This is a genomic window from Duganella sp. (genome assembly GCF_039595735.1).
Lineage (GTDB): Bacteria > Pseudomonadota > Gammaproteobacteria > Burkholderiales > Burkholderiaceae_D > Rugamonas.
The window spans coordinates 55,117-72,636 of sequence record NZ_JBCNLB010000002.1 but is presented as its reverse complement, the minus strand read 5'-3'; the positions used below and the strand labels follow the sequence as shown (position 1 = coordinate 72,636).

Sequence of the window (17,520 nt, the reverse complement as noted above, 5' to 3'; positions counted from 1 at the left end):
GAACAGTATTTTAGCCTCACTCGCCCCACACGTCAATCAAAGCACCTGATTTATATTTCAGTGCTAAAACTTTATGCAGCCAGCTGGGTCTCCACTTTGTCGGCAATCCGACGGGCCATCGACTGCGCGGCGTCGGCGTCGCGCGCTTCGACCATGACGCGGATCAGCGGTTCGGTGCCGGAGGCGCGGATCAGCACGCGGCCGCTGCTGCCCAGTTCCGCCTCGACTTTTTCCTTCTCGGCCACCATGGCCGCGTTCTGGGTCCAGTCGAAACCGGCCGGCACGCGCACATTGATCAGGGTTTGCGGGAAGATGATCAGCTCGCTGCAGCATTGCTCCAGCGAGTTGCCAGCACGCTTCAGCGCCGACAGCACCTGCAGCGCCGAGATGATGCCATCGCCGGTGGTGTGCTTGTCCAGCGCCAGCAGGTGGCCCGAGCCTTCGCCGCCCAGAATCCAGCCCTTTTCCTGCATCACTTCCAGCACGTAGCGGTCGCCCACCTTGGCGCGCGCAAAGCCGATGCCCTTCTCTTTCAGCGCCACTTCCACCGCCATATTGGTCATCAGGGTGCCGACAGCGCCGGCCACCGGGCCGGTGGCCAGACGGTCCATCACCATCAGGTACAGCAGTTCGTCGCCGTTGTAGAGGCGGCCGTTGTGGTCGCACATGATCAGGCGGTCGGCGTCGCCGTCCAGCGCGATGCCAAGGTCGGCGCCGTGGGCTTGCACCGCGGCGGCCATGGCTTTCGGCGCGGTGGCGCCGTGCTCCAGGTTGATGTTGAAGCCATCCGGCTTGTTGCCGATGGCGATCACTTCCGCGCCCAGCTCGTGGAACACGTGCGGCGCGATATTGTAGGCGGCGCCGTGGGCGCAGTCGACCACCACTTTCAGGCCGCGCAGGTCCAGCTCGTTCGGGAAGGTGCTCTTGCAGAATTCGATGTAGCGGCCCTGGGCGTCGTCCAGGCGCTTGGCGCGGCCCAGCTTTTCCGACGGCACACAGTTCATCGGCTGGTCCAGCGCCGCTTCAATGTCAAGTTCCACCGCGTCCGGCAGCTTGGTGCCCTGGGCCGAAAAGAATTTGATGCCGTTGTCCTGAAATGGGTTGTGCGAGGCCGAGATCACCACGCCGGCCGACAGGCGCAACGCCCGGGTCAGGTAGGCGATGGCCGGGGTCGGCATCGGACCGGCCAGCATGACGTCCACGCCGGCGGCCGAAAAGCCGGCTTCCAGCGCCGCTTCCAGCATGTAGCCGGAGATGCGCGTGTCTTTACCGATCAGGACGGTTGGGCGGCCGGAGCCGGTGCGCTTGCTGGCCAGGACCTTGCCTGCCGCATAGCCCAGGCGCATGACGAAGTCAGGCGTGATCGGTGCTTCGCCGACCAGGCCACGGATGCCATCGGTGCCAAAATATTTACGTGCCATGTTATGTGCTCTTTTCAGTCATTGTTATTGTGCCGCGTGCCATACCTTCAGCGCGTCGACGGTCTCCGCCACATCGTGCACGCGGACGATCAGGGCGCCCTGCGCAACTGCCGCCAGCGCGCCGCCGATGCTGCCCGCCATGCGCTGCTCCACCGGCTTGCCGGTCACCGCGCCCACCATGGACTTGCGCGACAGGCCCGCCAGCAGCGGCAAATTCAGTTCGTCGATCAGGCGCGAGGTGGCTTTCAGCAAGGCGTAATTATGCTCCACAGTCTTGCCAAAACCAAAGCCGGGATCGATGCAAAGTCGACGCGGATCAATCCCGGCCGCCAGCAATGCCGCCACCCGCTCGCGCAGGAAGGCGCTGACTTCGGCCACCACGTCGGTATAGGACGGCGCCAGCTGCATGTGCTGCGGGTCGCTTTGCATGTGCATGATGCACAGCGCGCAGTCGCTGTCGCGCACGGCGTCGATGGCGCCCGGCGCGCGGAAGCCATTGATGTCATTGATCATGTCGACGCCGGCGATGATGGCTTCGCGCATCACCTGCGGTTTGTAGGTGTCGACCGAGATCGCCGGGCCGAGGTCGCGCACCGCGTACAACACCGGCATCACGCGCTGCAACTCGTCTTCCAGCGACACCGGCGGCGAGCCGGGGCGGGTCGATTCGCCGCCGACGTCGATGATGTCAACGCCGGCCTCGATCATTTCCTCGGCATGCGACAGGGCAAACTCCAGCGACTGGTAATGGCCGCCATCGGAAAACGAATCAGGGGTGACATTGAGGATGCCCATCACGCGGGCGCGCACGCCCTGCCCCCGCCACGGGTAATTGAAACGGCCAAACTGTAAGGTAGATTGCATGTGTCACTGGAATGAAAAAGGGCGAGGATTGCTCCTCACCCTTTTGTGGAATGCGAAGACCGCGCGATTAAGCCGGTGCGGTCACGCTGGGCGATACGCCGCTGCCGCCATCGCTTGGTGGTGGCTTGCGCAGCGACACGCCGGCTTTCGGCGGACGCGGCTCCAGGCCGGCCATGATGTCGTTGATCTGGTCTGCATCGATGGTCTCCCATTCCAGCAGCGCCTTGGTCATGACTTCCACTTTCTCGCGGTTGTCTTCCAGCAGCTTGCGGGCCAGCGCATATTGCTCGTCCAGGATGCGGCGGATTTCCGCGTCCACCTTCTGCTGCGTCGCTTCCGAGATGGTCTTGTTGGTGCCGCCCAGGAAGCCGTCGTTCTGGCTGTCCTCGTACACCATCACGCCCAGCGCGTCCGACATGCCGAACTTGGTGACCATCGAACGGGCCAGCTTGGTGGCGCGCGAGAAGTCGTTCGAGGCGCCGGTCGACATCTGGCCGACAAAGATCTCTTCCGCGATACGGCCGCCGAACAGGATGGAAATTTCTTCCAGCATCTTGTCCTTGTAGCCCGAAATATTGTCGTGCTCCGGCAGCTGCCAGGTCAGGCCCAGTGCCCAGCCGCGCGGCATGATGGTCACTTTGTGGACCGGATCCGCCTTCGGCAGCAGCTTGGCCACCACCGCGTGGCCAGACTCGTGGTATGCGGTGTTGCGGCGTTCGTCTTCACGGATGACCATCGATTTACGCTCAGGCCCCATGTAGATCTTGTCCTTGGCATCCTCGAAATCCTGCATGTCGACCAGACGCTTGGAGCGGCGGGCGGCAAACAGCGCAGCCTCGTTGACCAGGTTGGCCAGGTCGGCGCCCGAGAAGCCCGGAGTGCCGCGTGCCAGGATGTCGGCCTTGACGTCGGTGCCGATCGGCACTTTGCGCATGTGCACGTTCAGGATCTGTTCGCGGCCGCGGATGTCCGGCAGGCCCACGTTGACCTGACGGTCGAAACGGCCCGGACGCAGCAGCGCCTTGTCCAGCACGTCCGCACGGTTGGTGGCGGCGATCACGATCACGCCGGACGAGGCTTCAAAGCCGTCCATTTCCACCAGCAGCTGGTTCAGGGTCTGTTCGCGCTCGTCGTTACCGCCGCCCATGCCGGCGCCGCGATGACGGCCCACCGCGTCGATCTCGTCAATGAAGATGATGCATGGCGAATGCTTTTTGGCGTTCTCGAACATGTCGCGCACGCGGCTGGCACCGACGCCGACAAACATTTCCACAAAGTCCGAACCGGAAATCGAGAAGAACGGCACCTTGGCTTCACCAGCGATGGCACGCGCCAGCAGGGTTTTACCGGTACCCGGCGGACCGACCATCAACACGCCGCGTGGAATGCGGCCGCCCAGTTTCTGGAACTTGCTTGGATCTTTCAGGAAGTCGACGATCTCGGCCACTTCCTCCTTGGCTTCGTCGCAGCCGGCCACGTCGGCCAGGGTGACGGTGTTATTGGTTTCATCCATCATACGCGCCTTCGACTTGCCGAAGGAGAACGCGCCACCCTTGCCGCCGCCCTGCATCTGGCGCATGAAGAAAATCCACACGCCGATCAGCAGCAGCATCGGGAACCACGACACGAACACCTGCGACAGGAACGATGGTTCCTCAGGCGGTTTCACGTCGAAATGGATGCCGTTGTCGCGCAGGTCGCCAATCAGGCCGCGGTCGAGCAGCGTGGCGGTGGTGCGGACTTTGGTGTCGTCGCTGCGGGTGGCGGTGATGTTGCCGCCTTCAATCACGACGTCCTTGATGCGCTTGGCTTTCACGTCATCCAGCAGGTCGGAATAAGCGATGGCTTTGGCTCCACCGGTTACGCCATGGCTGTCAAACTGCTTGTACAGCATGAGCAGGAGCAGTACCACGACTACCCAGATGGCTGATTTGGAAAACATGTTATTCACGAAAACTCCTTGGATGCGAGGCGCATCGATAAACCTGGCTGAAATTCGATTTTACTCGCAATAGGCAGGCGGTGCCAGAACCCTGCCGTGCGCCGGCTTAAAACCGGCTGAAAAGCATATTATTTGAGCAAAAACACCCTGCAATCAAGATAAAACTGCTCCTCCGGAGTTCGATGTGCGGGTTGTTCAGCAAATATCAAGGCCGCCAGCCATCGGAATCCAGCGGTTGGGCCGACGCCATGCTCCCTGCGGTCGGATTTTTCAGGCCACGGCCCAGCAGGAATATCTCGGACGATTTGTCGCGGCTGGCTTTTGGTTTCTTCTGGATCACGGTTTTGAATTCGGCACGGAATTTATGGACGATGTCGTTGAACCCCATGTCCTTAAAACATTTCACCAGCAACGCACCTTCCGGCTTCAAATGGGCTTGCGAAAATTCAATTGCCAGATCGATCAAATGCTCCATGCGCGCGGCGTCGGAATCCGGGATGCCGGACAGATTGGGCGCCATATCCGATAGCACAAGATCAACTTTCCGCCCCTGCACCACCGCTTCCAGCTGCTGCAGCACCTCGGCCTCGCGGAAATCGCCCTGGATGAAGTGGAAATCAGCCACCGGCTCCATCGGCAGGATGTCCAGCCCGATCAGGGTGCCGTGCACGCCGCCGCCCTCCTTGCCGGCCAGCTTGCGCCGGGTGTACTGGGCCCAGCTGCCGGGGGTGCAGCCCAGATCGACGATCACCTGGCCCGGCTTGATGAGCTTCTCATCCTCATCGATCTCTTTCAGCTTGAAAGCCGCACGGGCGCGATAGCCCTCTTTCTGGGCCAATTTCACGTAAGGATCGTTAATATGGTCGTGAATCCAGTTTTTGTTTATTTTGTTCTTAGCCATTCGCGTAGAATACTGCCTTTAAGGAACCTACAAAAAATAATTTTATGATCAAACTGACTCCCGTTGAGCGCAGCGCGCTGCGCGCCGAAGCCCATGGCCTGAAACCTATCGTCCTGATCGGCGAGGCCGGCCTGACCGCCAACGTTCTCAAAGAAATCTCGCTGGGCCTGGACGCCCACGGCCTGATCAAGGTCCGTGTATTCGGTGACGACCGCGAAGCGCGGATTGCCATGTATGAAACCATCTGCGAACAGCTGAAAGCGGCGCCAGTGCAGCACATCGGCAAGCTGCTGGTGCTGTACCGTCCGAAAGTGGAAACCGAGAAAACCCGCAGCAGCACCGCCGGCAAAGGCATGCGCGAAGTCACCATCGTCAAGGCCAGCCCGACCGGCACCAAGCGTCCGTCGGTCACCAAGGTACTGCTGAAGGGGAATGAACGTGTGACCCAGGGCGGCAACATCAAGCGCGCCAAGGCACGCCAGAAGTCGACCAAGAAGACCGTGCTCGGTTAAGACGGCGAAGACCGGATGGTCCGCCGCCGCGGACCATGCTGAGTTCGCAGGTTACGCCAGCGTTCCATGGATCCCGGCCTGCGCCGGGATGACGTTACTGTTTTACCACCAGCCACGCGGCCAGCAGGCTCTGGACCAGGTAGATCGCACTGGAAATCCCGTGCAGGATGCCAAACTCGTTGCGCGCGGCGCCTTCCATCACCCCGCCCGGCCCTGCGGCCGCCCGCAGCGAGGCCATCATCGGTTGCAGGCCGAAGTGCGACACCAGCGTGCACGCCAGCATCACCACCACAATCAGCAGCAGGTTGCGGCGCGACTTGGCCGCCATGTTCACGGCCGGACCGGCAAAAATGCCCACCGTGCCAGTATTGGTGGCCCACAGCAGCACCAGCATCACCAGCGCACACGCGATGGACAGCCAGGCTTGATTCGTAAACAGGCTGGCGGCAATGGTGCCGGCCAGCACGCGGTCACTCAGCGTAGCGAACAGGGTCGGTGCAGCCAGATAACCCACCGCCCATAAACTGCCGGCCCACAGGGTCGCGACCAGCAAACGTGTGCGGGCAAGTAACATCAGACGTAACGCACTTTCAGGATTTCGTATTCGCGCGGCCCGGCTGGGGCCTGCACTTCCACCACGTCGCCGGCCGACTTGCCGATCAGCGCGCGCGCGATTGGCGAGGTCACCGAGACCTTGTTCAGCTTAATGTCGGCTTCGTCCACGCCAACGATCTGGTAGCTGACGTTGTCGCCGGTTTCCAGGTCTTCCAGGTCCACGGTGGCGGCAAACACCACGCGGCCATCGGCGTCCAGGGTGGTCGGGTCGATGATCTGGGCGGTGCTCAGCTTGCCCTCCAGTTCCGCGATGCGGCCTTCCACGAACGCCTGGCGCTCCTTGGCGGCATCGTACTCGGCGTTTTCCGACAGATCGCCATGCGAGCGTGCTTCGGCAATCGCGTCAATCACGATACGGCGTTCTTTGGTCTTCAACTGGTGCAACTCTTCTTTGAGCAGCTCGGCGCCGAACTTGGTAAGTGGAACTGAAGTCATGTTGTCTATTTACTCTGTTTTTACAATGGAAAACCACAGAGGCCGCGCCTGACAGCAGCGCGGGCTCTGTGGTCCGGGTACTACCTAAACCTATTAAACCTTAGTTTAAGGTTTTATGCAGCCCTTGTAAATCGTACACTTGCAATTCGTCGAGGTGACGGATGCCCTCCACCGCCGCTTCAGCACCGGCAATGGTGGTGTACGTGGTCACGCGCGAGGCCAGCGACGAGGTGCGGATGGCGCGCGAGTCGATGATGGCGTTGCGCTTCTCTTCCACCGTGTTGATGACCAGGACGATCTCGTGGTTCTTGATCATGTCGACCACGTGCGGACGGCCCTCCACCACTTTGTTGACCGCGGTGACCGGGATGCCGGCCGCCGAAATCACCGCCGCGGTGCCCTTGGTGGCCGCCAGGGTGAAGCCCATGTCGACCAGATCGCGCGCCACTTTCACGGCGCGCGGCTTGTCCGACGATTTCACCGACAGGAACACCTTGCCCGACTTCGGCAGCTTGACGCCGGCGCCCAGCTGCGACTTGACGAAGGCTTCACCGAAGGTGGTGCCCACGCCCATCACTTCACCGGTCGATTTCATTTCAGGGCCAAGGATGGTATCCACGCCCGGGAATTTCACGAACGGGAACACGGCTTCCTTCACGCTGAAGTAAGGCGGCACCACTTCCTTGGTGATGCCCTGCTCCGCCAGCTTCTGGCCGACCATGCAGCGCGCGGCGATCTTGGCCAGCTGCAGGCCGGTCGCTTTCGACACGTAAGGCACGGTACGCGAAGCGCGCGGGTTCACTTCCAGCACGTAGACCACGTCCTGGCCATCCTGCTTCTGGATCGCGAACTGCACGTTCATCAGGCCAACCACGTTCAGGCCCTTGGCCATCAGCGAGGTCTGACGCTTCAGTTCATCGATGGTCTCCTGCGCCAGCGAGTATGGCGGCAGCGAGCAGGCCGAGTCGCCCGAGTGGACGCCAGCTTGTTCGATGTGTTCCATCACGCCGCCGATGAAGGTGGTTTCGCCGTCCGAGATGCAATCGACGTCGCACTCGATGGCGTCGTTCAGGAAGCGGTCCAGCAGCACCGGCGAATCGTTCGACACTTTGACCGCTTCGCGCATGTAGCGCTCCAGGTCGCGCTGCTCGTGGACGATCTCCATCGCGCGGCCGCCCAGCACGTAGGAAGGACGCACCACCAGCGGGTAGCCGATTTCCTGTGCCAGCGCCAGCGCTTCCGCTTCGGTGCGCGCGGTGCGGTTAGGCGGCTGGCGCAGGCCCAGGTCCTGCAGCAGCTTCTGGAAACGCTCGCGGTCTTCGGCGGCGTCGATCATGTCCGGCGAGGTGCCGATGATCGGCACGCCGTTGGCTTCCAGGTCCAGCGCCAGTTTCAACGGGGTCTGGCCGCCGTACTGCACGATCACGCCGGCCGGTTTTTCCAGGTCGACGATTTCCAGCACATCTTCCAGCGTCAGCGATTCGAAGTACAGGCGATCCGAGGTATCGTAGTCGGTCGACACGGTCTCCGGATTGCAGTTGACCATGATGGTCTCGTAGCCGTCTTCGCGCATGGCCAGCGCGGCGTGCACGCAGCAGTAGTCGAATTCGATACCCTGGCCGATACGGTTAGGGCCACCGCCCAGCACCATGATCTTCTTCTTGTCGGTCGGGTTGGACTCGCACTCCTCGTCGTAGGTCGAGTACATGTACGCGGTGTTGGTCGCGAATTCCGCGGCGCAGGTGTCAACGCGCTTGTACACCGGACGAATACCCAGCGAGTGGCGGTACTTGCGCACTTCGGCCGGCGTGGTTTGCAGCAGGAAGGCCAGGCGGCGGTCCGAGAAGCCTTTCTGTTTCAGCTTGTACAGCGTGGTCTTGTCCAGCTGTTCCAGCTTCTGCGTGTCCATCCACAGTTCCAGGTCGACGATCTCTTTAATCTGGATCAGGAACCATGGGTCGATCTTGGTCAGCTGGTGCACTTCTTCCAGCGTGAAGCCTTGCGCGAACGCGTCGCCCACGTACCAGATGCGCTCCGGACCTGGCTCGCCCAGTTCCTCTTCGATCTTCTCGCGGTCCTTGGTCTTCTCGTTCAGGCCATCCACGCCCACTTCCAGGCCGCGCAGGGCTTTCTGGAACGATTCCTGGAAGGTGCGGCCGATCGCCATCACCTCGCCCACGGATTTCATCTGGGTGGTCAGGTGGTGGTCGGCGGTCGGGAACTTCTCGAAGGTGAAGCGCGGCACCTTGGTCACGACATAGTCGATCGAAGGCTCGAACGACGCCGGAGTCTGGCCGCCGGTGATTTCGTTGCGCAGCTCATCCAGGGTGAAGCCCACTGCCAGCTTGGCCGCCACTTTGGCGATCGGGAAGCCGGTGGCTTTCGACGCCAGTGCCGACGAACGCGAGACGCGCGGGTTCATCTCGATGACGATCATGCGGCCGTCTTTCGGGTTGATCGAGAACTGCACGTTCGAACCGCCGGTGTCCACGCCGATTTCACGCAGTACCGCCAGCGAGGCGTTACGCATGATCTGGTATTCCTTGTCGGTCAGGGTCTGCGCCGGCGCCACGGTGATCGAGTCGCCGGTGTGCACGCCCATCGGGTCCAGGTTCTCGATCGAGCAGATGATGATGCAGTTGTCCGCCTTGTCGCGCACCACTTCCATCTCGTACTCTTTCCAGCCCAGCAGCGATTCTTCAATCAGCAGCTCGTTGGTTGGCGACGCTTCCAGGCCGCGTTTGCAGATCGCTTCGAATTCTTCTTCGTTGTAAGCGATGCCGCCGCCGCTGCCGCCCATGGTGAACGATGGACGGATGATGGTCGGGAAGCCGACTTCACGCTGCACCGCCCACGACTCTTCCATCGAGTGCGCGATGCCGGAACGTGCGGAGCCCAGGCCGATCTTGGTCATCGCGTCCTTGAATTTGGCGCGGTCTTCGGCCTTGTCGATGGCCTCCGGCGTGGCGCCGATCAGCTCAACCTTGTACTTGTCCAGGATGCCGTTGCGGTGCAGGTCCAGCGCGCAGTTCAGCGCGGTCTGGCCGCCCATGGTCGGCAGGATGGCGTCCGGCTTTTCCTTGGCGATGATCTTTTCCACGATCTGCCAGGTGATCGGCTCGATGTAGGTGACGTCGGCCATTTCCGGGTCGGTCATGATGGTCGCAGGGTTGCTGTTGACCAGAATGACTTTGTAGCCCTCTTCGCGCAGGGCCTTGCAGGCCTGGGCGCCGGAATAGTCGAATTCGCAGGCCTGGCCGATGATGATCGGGCCAGCGCCAATAATCAGAATGCTTTTAATATCAGAACGTTTTGGCATTTATTTTTTCTCCGTAGCTTCCATCAGGCCGATGAAGCGGTCAAACAGGTAAGCGACGTCAGTCGGGCCAGGCGATGCTTCAGGGTGGCCCTGGAAGCAGAAGGCCGGGGTGTCGGTGCGGGCGAAGCCCTGCAGCGAACCGTCGAACAGCGATACGTGGGTCACGCGGCAGTTGGCCGGCAGCGTGTTCGGATCGACCGCGAAGCCGTGGTTCTGGGACGTGATCAGCACTTGTTTGCTGTCCAGGTCCTGCACCGGGTGGTTGGCGCCGTGGTGGCCGAATTTCATTTTCAGGGTGGTGGCGCCGGACGCCAGGCCCATGATCTGGTGGCCAAGGCAGATGCCGAACAGCGGGATCTTCTTCTCCATGAACACCTTGGCGGCGGCGATGGCGTAATCGCAAGGCTGCGGGTCGCCAGGACCGTTCGACAGGAACACGCCGTCCGGGTTCAGGGCCAGCACTTCTTCCGCGGTGGTCTGCGCAGGAACAACAGTTACTTTGCAGCCGCGCGCAGTCAGCATGCGCAGGATGTTTTTCTTGACGCCGAAGTCGTAGGCGACAACATGGTATTTGGCATCGGCCAGCTTGCCGTAGCCTTCGCCCAGCGCCCATTCGGTCTCGGTGAACTCGTACTTCTCTTTGACGGTGACCACCTTGGCCAGATCCATGCCCGACAGGCCAGGGAACGAGCGGGCCAGGTCCAGCGCCTGCGACACCGACGGTTCGTTACCCTGGGTGCCGGTGACGATGGCGCCGGACTGGGCGCCCTTTTCGCGCAGGATGCGGGTCAGCTTGCGGGTATCGATGCCGGCGATGGCGACGATGTTCTCGGCCTTCAGGTAGTCGGCCAGCGATTGCGAGGAGCGGAAGTTCGAAGCGATCAGCGGCAGGTCACGGATGATTAGACCAGCTGCGTGCACTTTGGTGGATTCGACGTCTTCGGTATTGATACCGTAGTTGCCGATGTGTGGATACGTCAGGGTGACGATCTGGCGGCTGTAGGAAGGATCGGTGAGGATTTCCTGATAGCCGGTCATGGAAGTATTGAAGACCACTTCACCGGTCGTATGGCCGGCAGCGCCGATCGAAAAACCTTTGAAAATGGTTCCGTCAGCGAGGGCCAGGATGGCTGGAACGGCGGGGCCAGAAAAAAATGGCGGCAAGGGCAACTCCTGATAAAGTTACCGTAGCTGCGCCACGTCAGACGACCCTCAAGCGACCCAGGCGCTTGCGCACCACGGGGGAGTTGGTCAGATTGATGATGGATGAGTGGTAGTCGCTACGGCAGAGATATGATTTGGCTAAACCTTTGAATTATAACCAAATCTGCCCTGCTTGGCAAGCCACCGGCGTTGCACCGGCGGCCGATTTTTTTAGTTCAGCGCGGCGATGCCGGCTTTTGCAATTTGTGCATCTTCGGTCGATTTCACGCCGGAGACGCCAACCGCGCCGATGACGTGGCCGTCCACGATAATCGGCACGCCGCCTTCCAGCATGCCGTCCGCCATCGGCGCCGGCGCGCTCAGGAACGATACGCGGCCGTTGTTGATCATGTCTTCGTACAGCTTGGATTCGCGGCGTCCCAGCGCCGAGACGCGCGCCTTGGCCGGGGCGATGTGCGACGACAACGGGTTGGCGCCATCCTGGCGCTGCAACCAGAGCAAGTGGCCGCCGTCGTCGACGATGGCAATCACCACTGCCCAGTTGTTGGCCACCGCTTCGGCTTCAGCGGCAGCAGCGATTTTTTTAACGTCGGCAAGCGACAGGTAGGGTTTGGTTTGCATGACTGCTTCCTTATGGTCGACGTTTAGCTTCGAGTTTTTGTTTGATTTGCGCCATCACCTGCGCGGCGGCCTGCTCCCCCGCCAGCACGGCCTGATTGCGGCCGTTGAAGTCATTGCTGGCCATCTTGCCCAGCGGCGGCGTGATGACGATGTCCGCATCGCGCAGCTCATATTCATTGATGCGCTGGCCCATGATGGAGAAGGTCTGCATGATCACATCCAGCGAGCTGACGGTGGCTTGCACGTCGGCCTGGGTCGAGATGTTAACGGCAATGACGAAGTCCGCCCCCATGTCGCGCGCGAAGCGCACCGGCACCGGCGCCACCAGGCCGCCATCGACATAGGTGTGGCCGTTGATGGTCACCGGCTGGAACACCCCCGGCACCGCCGAGGAAGCGCGCACCGCCATGCCGGTATTCCCGCGCTGGAACAGGATCGGCTTGCCATCCTTGAGGTCGGCCGCCACGGCGCCAAACGGGATCTTGAGTTTTTCCATCGGCTGGTTGCCGACCGCTTTGTTGACGTAGGCTTGCAGCGCCTCGCCTTTTAACACGCCAGTCGATTTGCGGAACAGCGGCAAGGCCCAGTCGGAAATCTGCGCCTCGTCCATTTCCATCGCCAGCTTCTGCAGCTGGAAGCCGGTATTGCCGGCGGCGTACAACGCGCCGACCACACTGCCGGCGCTGGTGCCGACCACGATGTCGGGATAAATCCCCTGCGCCTCCAGCGCCTTGATCACGCCGATGTGCGCAAAGCCGCGCGCGGCGCCGCCGCCCAGTGCCAGGCCGATCTTGATTTTCTTCGGCGGCAGCGGCTCGGGTGCCGCCACGGGAATGGCCGGGGTCTCGGCGACGGGAGTGGTCTTGCAGCCGACGATCGCGGCGGCAGAGAGGATAGCTAAACTGGCAAGAGCTAAGCGGCGTGAAAGCATGGGCAGTGTATGAGCTGGGATTTAAGCGCCCAGATTGTACACCGCCCAGCTGTTTTAGTTAGTGCCTGGCGTGGTGCCGTATTCGTCCGCGCCCAGGTCGATCAGGCTGTTTTCAACGCGGGCCTCGCCGTTGATGTCACGCGTGCCGTTCAGCGGAATCGCGCCGGAAGGGAAATAACGCGTCCACAACGGCGAGCTCCAGGTGCTCAGCGGCGTGCCCACCGTACCGGAATTGATCGAAGGCGAGGCCTGCTGCAGGCGCAGGTTGCCGGTGGCCGGCGCCACGTACAGCGGATTGGAAATCTTCAGGGTGCCAGGCAGACCGGACGAGCTGGAACTGGTGCCCCACCACTGGTTCACGCCCCACACATTGCCGCTATGGCCACTGCCTTCCACCCCATAACTCTCCGCCGCCGTGCCCTTGCCAAAGAAGATGTTGTTGCTGAAGCGGGAATCGATCACCTTGTACTGGAATACCACCTCAGTGCCCCAGCCCTGGTTCTTGTAAAACGAATTGTTGTGCACATTGATGCGGCGCGCCTGGCCAGCGCCCGACGAATAGCCGCCCAGCGACAAGCCGGCTTCGCGGTTGTTGTACACAAAATTATTGGTCATCAAAATATCTTCGGTGGCCTTGCCGCTATGTTCGCTGGCGAACTCAAAGCCGATGTCATTGCCAGTCGAGATATTGCGGTCAAAGATGATGTTGCGGCCGCCATCCACATAAAAGCCGCCGGCCGAGCCTTCGCCGCCATACCACGGGTTGGTGGAACTGGAGTTGTTGGCCGAGGTATTGCCGCGCACCAGGCCATTGCGCACACGATCATTTTCGCCGCACCCCGAGCACTCGCCTTCATAACCGATGAAATCGAAGCCGATGTTGTTATTGTCGTGCACGTTGTTGCCGAGGATTTCAAAGCGGTCCACATTGCCGTTGATGACCAGCGCCTCGCTGGCCTGCAGCACGTTCTGGTACACCTCGTTGCCCTGCACCAGCAGATCGGTCACGCCGGTCGCGTTCTTGCCAAAGACCGCCAGGCCATGCGCCCCGACCGCGCACGGGTCCTTGCAGGTGCTGGTGTTCTTGATGTCGTGGATCTTGTTATTGACGATCTGCAGATTGGCGCCATTGCCTTCGATCAGAATGCCGACCGGGGTATTGCTGCCGCTGGACGTCAGGCCTTTCACCTCAAAGCCCTCGACCCGCACGTAGTTCGAATTCTTGAGGGTGATGAGCCCTTCGCGCCCGGACGGCGCCAGGCCGCTGCCGCTGATGATGGCGCCGGCGTCGCCCTTCAGCGTAATGAAGGCCGAGGCGGTGCCCGATTTGCCGGAAATCAGCACCTTCTGCGTATAGGTGCCTGCCTTCACCTGCACCGTATCGCCGGCGTTCGCCGTATTCACCGCCGCCTGGATCGACTGCCCCGGGCTGACCGTAATAGTGACCGCGTGCGCCGCGATCAGATGAGTGGTAGCCAACAGGCCGGCGAGCAGACGCGCGCCTGTGGCAAAGGCTTTGACACAGTTCATAGGCAATTCTCCAGATGATCGCCACCCAATCCGCGGGTGGCACGCGGGATTACACCGGCACCGCCTCCAGCAGCAGTGCGTGTTCGAAGCGCAGCGTCAGGCGATTGCGGCCGCCCTCCACCACGCCGACCTCCTTGCCCTCGACATAGTCGCGCAAGCGCCAGCGGCCGCCGCCCAGGCCGCGGATTTCCACCGGCCCGTCCCAGCGCGGCGCAAAGAAAGCGAAGTACACCCTGCCCTCCTTTTCCACCACGTGGCCTTCGGGCTTGTCGAAGGCGATGTCATACAGCTCGCCGCGATAGACGCCATTGGCCAGCATCTTGTCGCGGTAGATGCCGATCCACTTGCGCCACTTGGCTTCGCGCTCGGGCGTGAGCAGGAAGCTGTCCTTGGATTTGGGATCGAGCGGCCAGGTGAACTTGGTCGACAGCACGGCGCCAATGCCGATGGTGGAAGCGAAATCCTGGCCGCCGTCGCTCAGCTCAACGTGATCGCCGGCATATGGCGCGCTGCGGCCCATCAGCGCCTTCAGCGTCTTGCCCTTGTGCCGTACCTGCCAGGACGACAGCGGGTCCGAGGCGGGCGCCTGATTCATATAAGGGAAGTTGTGGAAGGCGTACGAGGTGCCGCATGGGCACAGCTCCACCACCGCGTTCGGGTTGATCTCGCGCGCGGTGTCGTACACCATCTTCCAGAAGTCCTGCAGCTTCTCGAACGATTCCTCCGGGCGTGCGTGCTTGTGCGCCGGGTTGTAGCACGGCGCCACGCCGTTCAGGTGCTGGCCGTCGATCTTCAGGCCCTGATAACCCCACTCGCCAAAGATCTTGCGCACCCACTGCCGCGTCATCTCGATGGTGGGTTCGTAGGCCGGGCACAGATACAGGCTGTTCCACCAGGAGATCAGCTGCGGCGCGCCGTCCTTGTCCAGCAACAGCATGTCGGTATGGTCATGCAGCAGGTCCGATCCGGGATCCACCGCCAGCGGCGTGATCCACAGGCGCGCTTTCAGGCCGGCCTGCTTCACCGCGTCGACCAGGCCGCGCATGTCCGCCTCGCCGTTGGGGAATTTTTTGCTGTCCAGCTTCCAGTCGCCTTCGTTGTTCTGCCAGCCGTCGTCCAGCACTGCCCACTCCAGGCCCAGTTCCTTGGCCTTTTGCAGCGTGCCGACCATCAGCGGGATGGTGAAGTCGCGCTCGTAGCCCCACGCGCACCAGATCGGCTCATAGCACTCCGGTGGGCAATCCGGCGAGCGCAGGCCGCGCGCCGCCATCGCCTGGCGGTAGTTGTCCAGCGCGGCAAAGTAATCGCCAGTGTGCAGGGTGAGGAAGGTGTCCAGCGTATCCAGCGTGCCGCCCGGTTGCAGCGTGGCCGCCTGTTTGAATTCGACCGCCAGCGAGGCGCCGCCCGGCACAGCGCGCACCGGCAGCTCGACCAGCCGCGGCACCACATCCAGATGACCGACCGCCAGGCCGCAATCGCGGTTCCAGACATCGACCGCCGGCGTGCCGCCGCCGTAGTCGGAGGCGTTCATGCCCATGAAGTTGCGCTGCTCAAAACCGGCGCTCACCGGCAGCACCCAGTCGCGGCGGTCCTGATGGCTGGCGCCGGAGAAGGTCCAGAATTCTGCCTTGCGGCCAGCCGCCGGGCGCAGCGTGTGCGCGCTGTTGGCCCATGCCGCAAGCTGCACCGCCCGGGTGCCGGCATTGCGGTAGGACACCCGGATGACGGCGAAGCCGGGCTGGCGCTCGTAAAAGGTGATGACGACCGTTTTCTCAATGCCCTCTGTCGACTTGCCGCTCAAACGGTGGCGCACGCCGGGGCCTTGCGGCCCGTCGACGCGGTCGGCCGCCTGCGAGGCCAGCGCAAAGTGTTCGATCCAGCGGCCATCCGCAAGGCGCAGGCACTCGCTCGGCGCGAAGGCCGTCACGGCGGCAGGACGCGGACCACGGCGCGACACCACGCGGCAGCGTAACTGGCCATCGAATTCCAGCGCCATCGCGGCGTCGCCGATGCGTGCAATGTCCTTGCCGCCGGGCGCGGCCGCGCCGGCAGTGCCTACCGCGCCTGCCACGGCCGTTCCGGCCAGCCACTGCAACAAGGTGCGGCGGCGTTGGTCATGTGGGTGTGTCATTGATCTCCTCGTCATTTTTCTGATTGCGGCTGATGCCACGCTTGCGGATACGCCCGCTCGGCGTTGATCCGGTATAGTTTGTCCACCACCGCGCGCGGCAGCGACAGGCCGCGCACCGGCTGCTCCAGTTCCGGCACGCTGAAGCGGTCAGCGGTGACGAAGTAGCGCCAGTCGCGCCGCCACACCTGATCCATGTCCGCCACAAAGCCGGCGTCGTCCTGCTCCGCGGACTGCGCCAGATCGGAGCCATACATCAGCCGGTCCTGGTATTTGATGAAGAAGGCGCGCACGCGCGCACGGTTGCGCTGGGACTGGTATTGCAACTGGCCGATGCGTGCAGCGACATCCACCTGGACGCCGGGGTGGGCGTCCAGAAAACGGCCCAGCCTTTCCACATCCCACTCCAGTGAGGCCAGATGCACGCCGGTGAAGCGCAGCGCCGGGTGCCTGGCCAGCAGATGGTCGCGCGCGGCCATCTGCTGCTCGTAGCCGGGCATCTCGGGATGGGCATACATATGGTAGGCCGGATGCGCGGCGAAATATTCGCGGTCGTTCTTTACTGTCATCTGTGCGATCGGCAGCCAGCAATTGTGCGGCTCGCCCTGGTGCCCCAGCACCATCACGCCGCGCTGCGCCAGGCCGTTGAACAGGGTATCGAAGCGGACATCGTCAATCATCACCAGCTTGCCCTGACTGTCGCGCAAGCTCATGCCGATATTCTTCCAGACCTTGACGCCCACCGCGCCGTCGGCCAGCGCACTATCCAGATCCATCAGCGTGGCGGCGCTCCACTCCGGCCGCTCAAAGCCTTCAGTGGAGAACGTCGCCGCCCAGGCCACCTGCTCCGGATGCTGGTGCGCCAGCGCGCTGGCCACGCGGCGCTGCTGTTCCAGCGGCGGGAAGTCCGGATAGTCGACATTGATGGTCAGCGCGCGGAAGTTGTCCTTGCGCGCCAGCGCCAGCCAGGCCTCCTGATTGGCGCCGTGCAGGTGCAGATGCGCATCGATCTTCGGCACCCGGGCGAAATCCGCCATGGTGTAGCCGTCGGCGGCTGCGGCGCCTTGCGGCATGATCAGCAGCGCTGTCAGCATGGCGGGTATCACGGTCCAAGGCATGGAGATCTCCTTTGATGTG

Annotated in this window: 14 protein-coding genes; 1 reads left to right on the top strand and 13 read right to left on the bottom strand. The window is 62.3% G+C overall.

From position 1 onward, the window contains the following. Nucleotides 1–71 precede the first annotated feature (71 nt). From glmM to ABDW57_RS05325, 4 genes are all read right to left on the bottom strand, one after another. Nucleotides 72–1,421: a phosphoglucosamine mutase gene (glmM, locus tag ABDW57_RS05340; RefSeq protein WP_343729177.1), complete on the bottom strand. Its 1,350-nt coding sequence runs from the start codon at nucleotides 1,419–1,421 to the stop codon at nucleotides 72–74. 24 nt (nucleotides 1,422–1,445) lie between these two features. Continuing rightward, nucleotides 1,446–2,285, bottom strand: a complete 840-nt coding sequence (gene folP, locus ABDW57_RS05335; RefSeq protein WP_343729176.1) for a dihydropteroate synthase — start codon at nucleotides 2,283–2,285, stop codon at nucleotides 1,446–1,448. Nucleotides 2,286–2,352: 67 nt separating this feature from the next. After that, nucleotides 2,353–4,236 carry an ATP-dependent zinc metalloprotease FtsH gene (gene ftsH / locus ABDW57_RS05330; protein ID WP_343729175.1) on the bottom strand — a complete coding sequence of 628 codons (1,884 nt, stop codon included), beginning with the start codon at nucleotides 4,234–4,236 and terminating at the stop codon, nucleotides 2,353–2,355. 196 nt (nucleotides 4,237–4,432) lie between these two features. Beyond that, nucleotides 4,433–5,128 (bottom strand): RlmE family RNA methyltransferase, encoded by a 696-nt coding sequence (locus ABDW57_RS05325; RefSeq protein ID WP_343729174.1) that lies wholly within the window; start codon nucleotides 5,126–5,128, stop codon nucleotides 4,433–4,435. Nucleotides 5,129–5,172: 44 nt separating this feature from the next. Here ABDW57_RS05325 and ABDW57_RS05320 point away from each other — a divergent pair, with 44 nt between their 5' ends. Beyond that, the gene (locus tag ABDW57_RS05320) at nucleotides 5,173–5,640 is read left to right on the top strand and encodes a YhbY family RNA-binding protein (protein ID WP_343729173.1); all 468 of its coding nucleotides are present in this window, start codon (nucleotides 5,173–5,175) and stop codon (nucleotides 5,638–5,640) included. Nucleotides 5,641–5,734: 94 nt separating this feature from the next. Here ABDW57_RS05320 and ABDW57_RS05315 read toward each other — a convergent pair whose 3' ends face one another. The 9 genes from ABDW57_RS05315 to ABDW57_RS05275 all read right to left on the bottom strand — a co-directional run bounded on the left by ABDW57_RS05315 (nucleotide 5,735) and on the right by ABDW57_RS05275 (nucleotide 17,501). Further along, nucleotides 5,735–6,214, bottom strand: coding sequence for a DUF4149 domain-containing protein (locus ABDW57_RS05315; RefSeq protein ID WP_343729172.1), 480 nt, complete (start codon nucleotides 6,212–6,214; stop codon nucleotides 5,735–5,737). After that, nucleotides 6,214–6,690 carry a transcription elongation factor GreA gene (gene greA / locus ABDW57_RS05310; RefSeq protein ID WP_343729171.1) on the bottom strand — a complete coding sequence of 159 codons (477 nt, stop codon included), beginning with the start codon at nucleotides 6,688–6,690 and terminating at the stop codon, nucleotides 6,214–6,216. The genes ABDW57_RS05315 and greA overlap by 1 nt, the downstream gene beginning before the upstream one ends. Before the next feature lie 100 nt (nucleotides 6,691–6,790). Continuing rightward, complete coding sequence (gene carB / locus ABDW57_RS05305; RefSeq protein WP_343729170.1) at nucleotides 6,791–10,009, bottom strand: carbamoyl-phosphate synthase large subunit; 3,219 nt, start codon at nucleotides 10,007–10,009, stop codon at nucleotides 6,791–6,793. Further along, nucleotides 10,010–11,173, bottom strand: a complete 1,164-nt coding sequence (gene carA, locus ABDW57_RS05300) for a glutamine-hydrolyzing carbamoyl-phosphate synthase small subunit (protein WP_343729169.1) — start codon at nucleotides 11,171–11,173, stop codon at nucleotides 10,010–10,012. Between the two features lie 210 nt (nucleotides 11,174–11,383). Further along, nucleotides 11,384–11,794 (bottom strand): heme-binding protein, encoded by a 411-nt coding sequence (locus ABDW57_RS05295; protein ID WP_343729168.1) that lies wholly within the window; start codon nucleotides 11,792–11,794, stop codon nucleotides 11,384–11,386. A 10-nt stretch (nucleotides 11,795–11,804) separates the two neighbouring features. Then, on the bottom strand, nucleotides 11,805–12,725 hold the full coding sequence (locus tag ABDW57_RS05290) for a patatin-like phospholipase family protein (protein ID WP_343729167.1): 921 nt from the start codon (nucleotides 12,723–12,725) through the stop codon (nucleotides 11,805–11,807). Between the two features lie 54 nt (nucleotides 12,726–12,779). After that, nucleotides 12,780–14,255, bottom strand: a complete 1,476-nt coding sequence (locus ABDW57_RS05285; RefSeq protein WP_343729166.1) for a hypothetical protein — start codon at nucleotides 14,253–14,255, stop codon at nucleotides 12,780–12,782. A 49-nt stretch (nucleotides 14,256–14,304) separates the two neighbouring features. Then, on the bottom strand, nucleotides 14,305–16,386 hold the full coding sequence (locus ABDW57_RS05280) for a glycoside hydrolase family 36 protein (protein WP_343729165.1): 2,082 nt from the start codon (nucleotides 16,384–16,386) through the stop codon (nucleotides 14,305–14,307). An 11-nt stretch (nucleotides 16,387–16,397) separates the two neighbouring features. Next, nucleotides 16,398–17,501, bottom strand: a complete 1,104-nt coding sequence (locus ABDW57_RS05275) for a hypothetical protein (protein ID WP_343729164.1) — start codon at nucleotides 17,499–17,501, stop codon at nucleotides 16,398–16,400. Nucleotides 17,502–17,520 lie beyond the last annotated feature (19 nt).

Excerpts from the sequence above, each read along its gene's own strand:
- glmM (WP_343729177.1), bottom strand. The coding sequence starts at position 1,421 with ATGGCACGTAAATATTTTGGCACCGATGGCATCCGTGGCCTGGTCGGC.
- folP (WP_343729176.1), bottom strand. The coding sequence starts at position 2,285 with ATGCAATCTACCTTACAGTTTGGCCGTTTCAATTACCCGTGGCGGGGG.
- ABDW57_RS05325 (WP_343729174.1), bottom strand. The coding sequence starts at position 5,128 with ATGGCTAAGAACAAAATAAACAAAAACTGGATTCACGACCATATTAAC.
- ABDW57_RS05320 (WP_343729173.1), top strand. The coding sequence starts at position 5,173 with ATGATCAAACTGACTCCCGTTGAGCGCAGCGCGCTGCGCGCCGAAGCC.
- ABDW57_RS05315 (WP_343729172.1), bottom strand. The coding sequence starts at position 6,214 with ATGTTACTTGCCCGCACACGTTTGCTGGTCGCGACCCTGTGGGCCGGC.
- greA (WP_343729171.1), bottom strand. The coding sequence starts at position 6,690 with ATGACTTCAGTTCCACTTACCAAGTTCGGCGCCGAGCTGCTCAAAGAA.
- carB (WP_343729170.1), bottom strand. The coding sequence starts at position 10,009 with ATGCCAAAACGTTCTGATATTAAAAGCATTCTGATTATTGGCGCTGGC.
- ABDW57_RS05295 (WP_343729168.1), bottom strand. The coding sequence starts at position 11,794 with ATGCAAACCAAACCCTACCTGTCGCTTGCCGACGTTAAAAAAATCGCT.
- ABDW57_RS05290 (WP_343729167.1), bottom strand. The coding sequence starts at position 12,725 with ATGCTTTCACGCCGCTTAGCTCTTGCCAGTTTAGCTATCCTCTCTGCC.
- ABDW57_RS05285 (WP_343729166.1), bottom strand. The coding sequence starts at position 14,255 with ATGAACTGTGTCAAAGCCTTTGCCACAGGCGCGCGTCTGCTCGCCGGC.
- ABDW57_RS05280 (WP_343729165.1), bottom strand. The coding sequence starts at position 16,386 with ATGACACACCCACATGACCAACGCCGCCGCACCTTGTTGCAGTGGCTG.
- ABDW57_RS05275 (WP_343729164.1), bottom strand. The coding sequence starts at position 17,501 with ATGCCTTGGACCGTGATACCCGCCATGCTGACAGCGCTGCTGATCATG.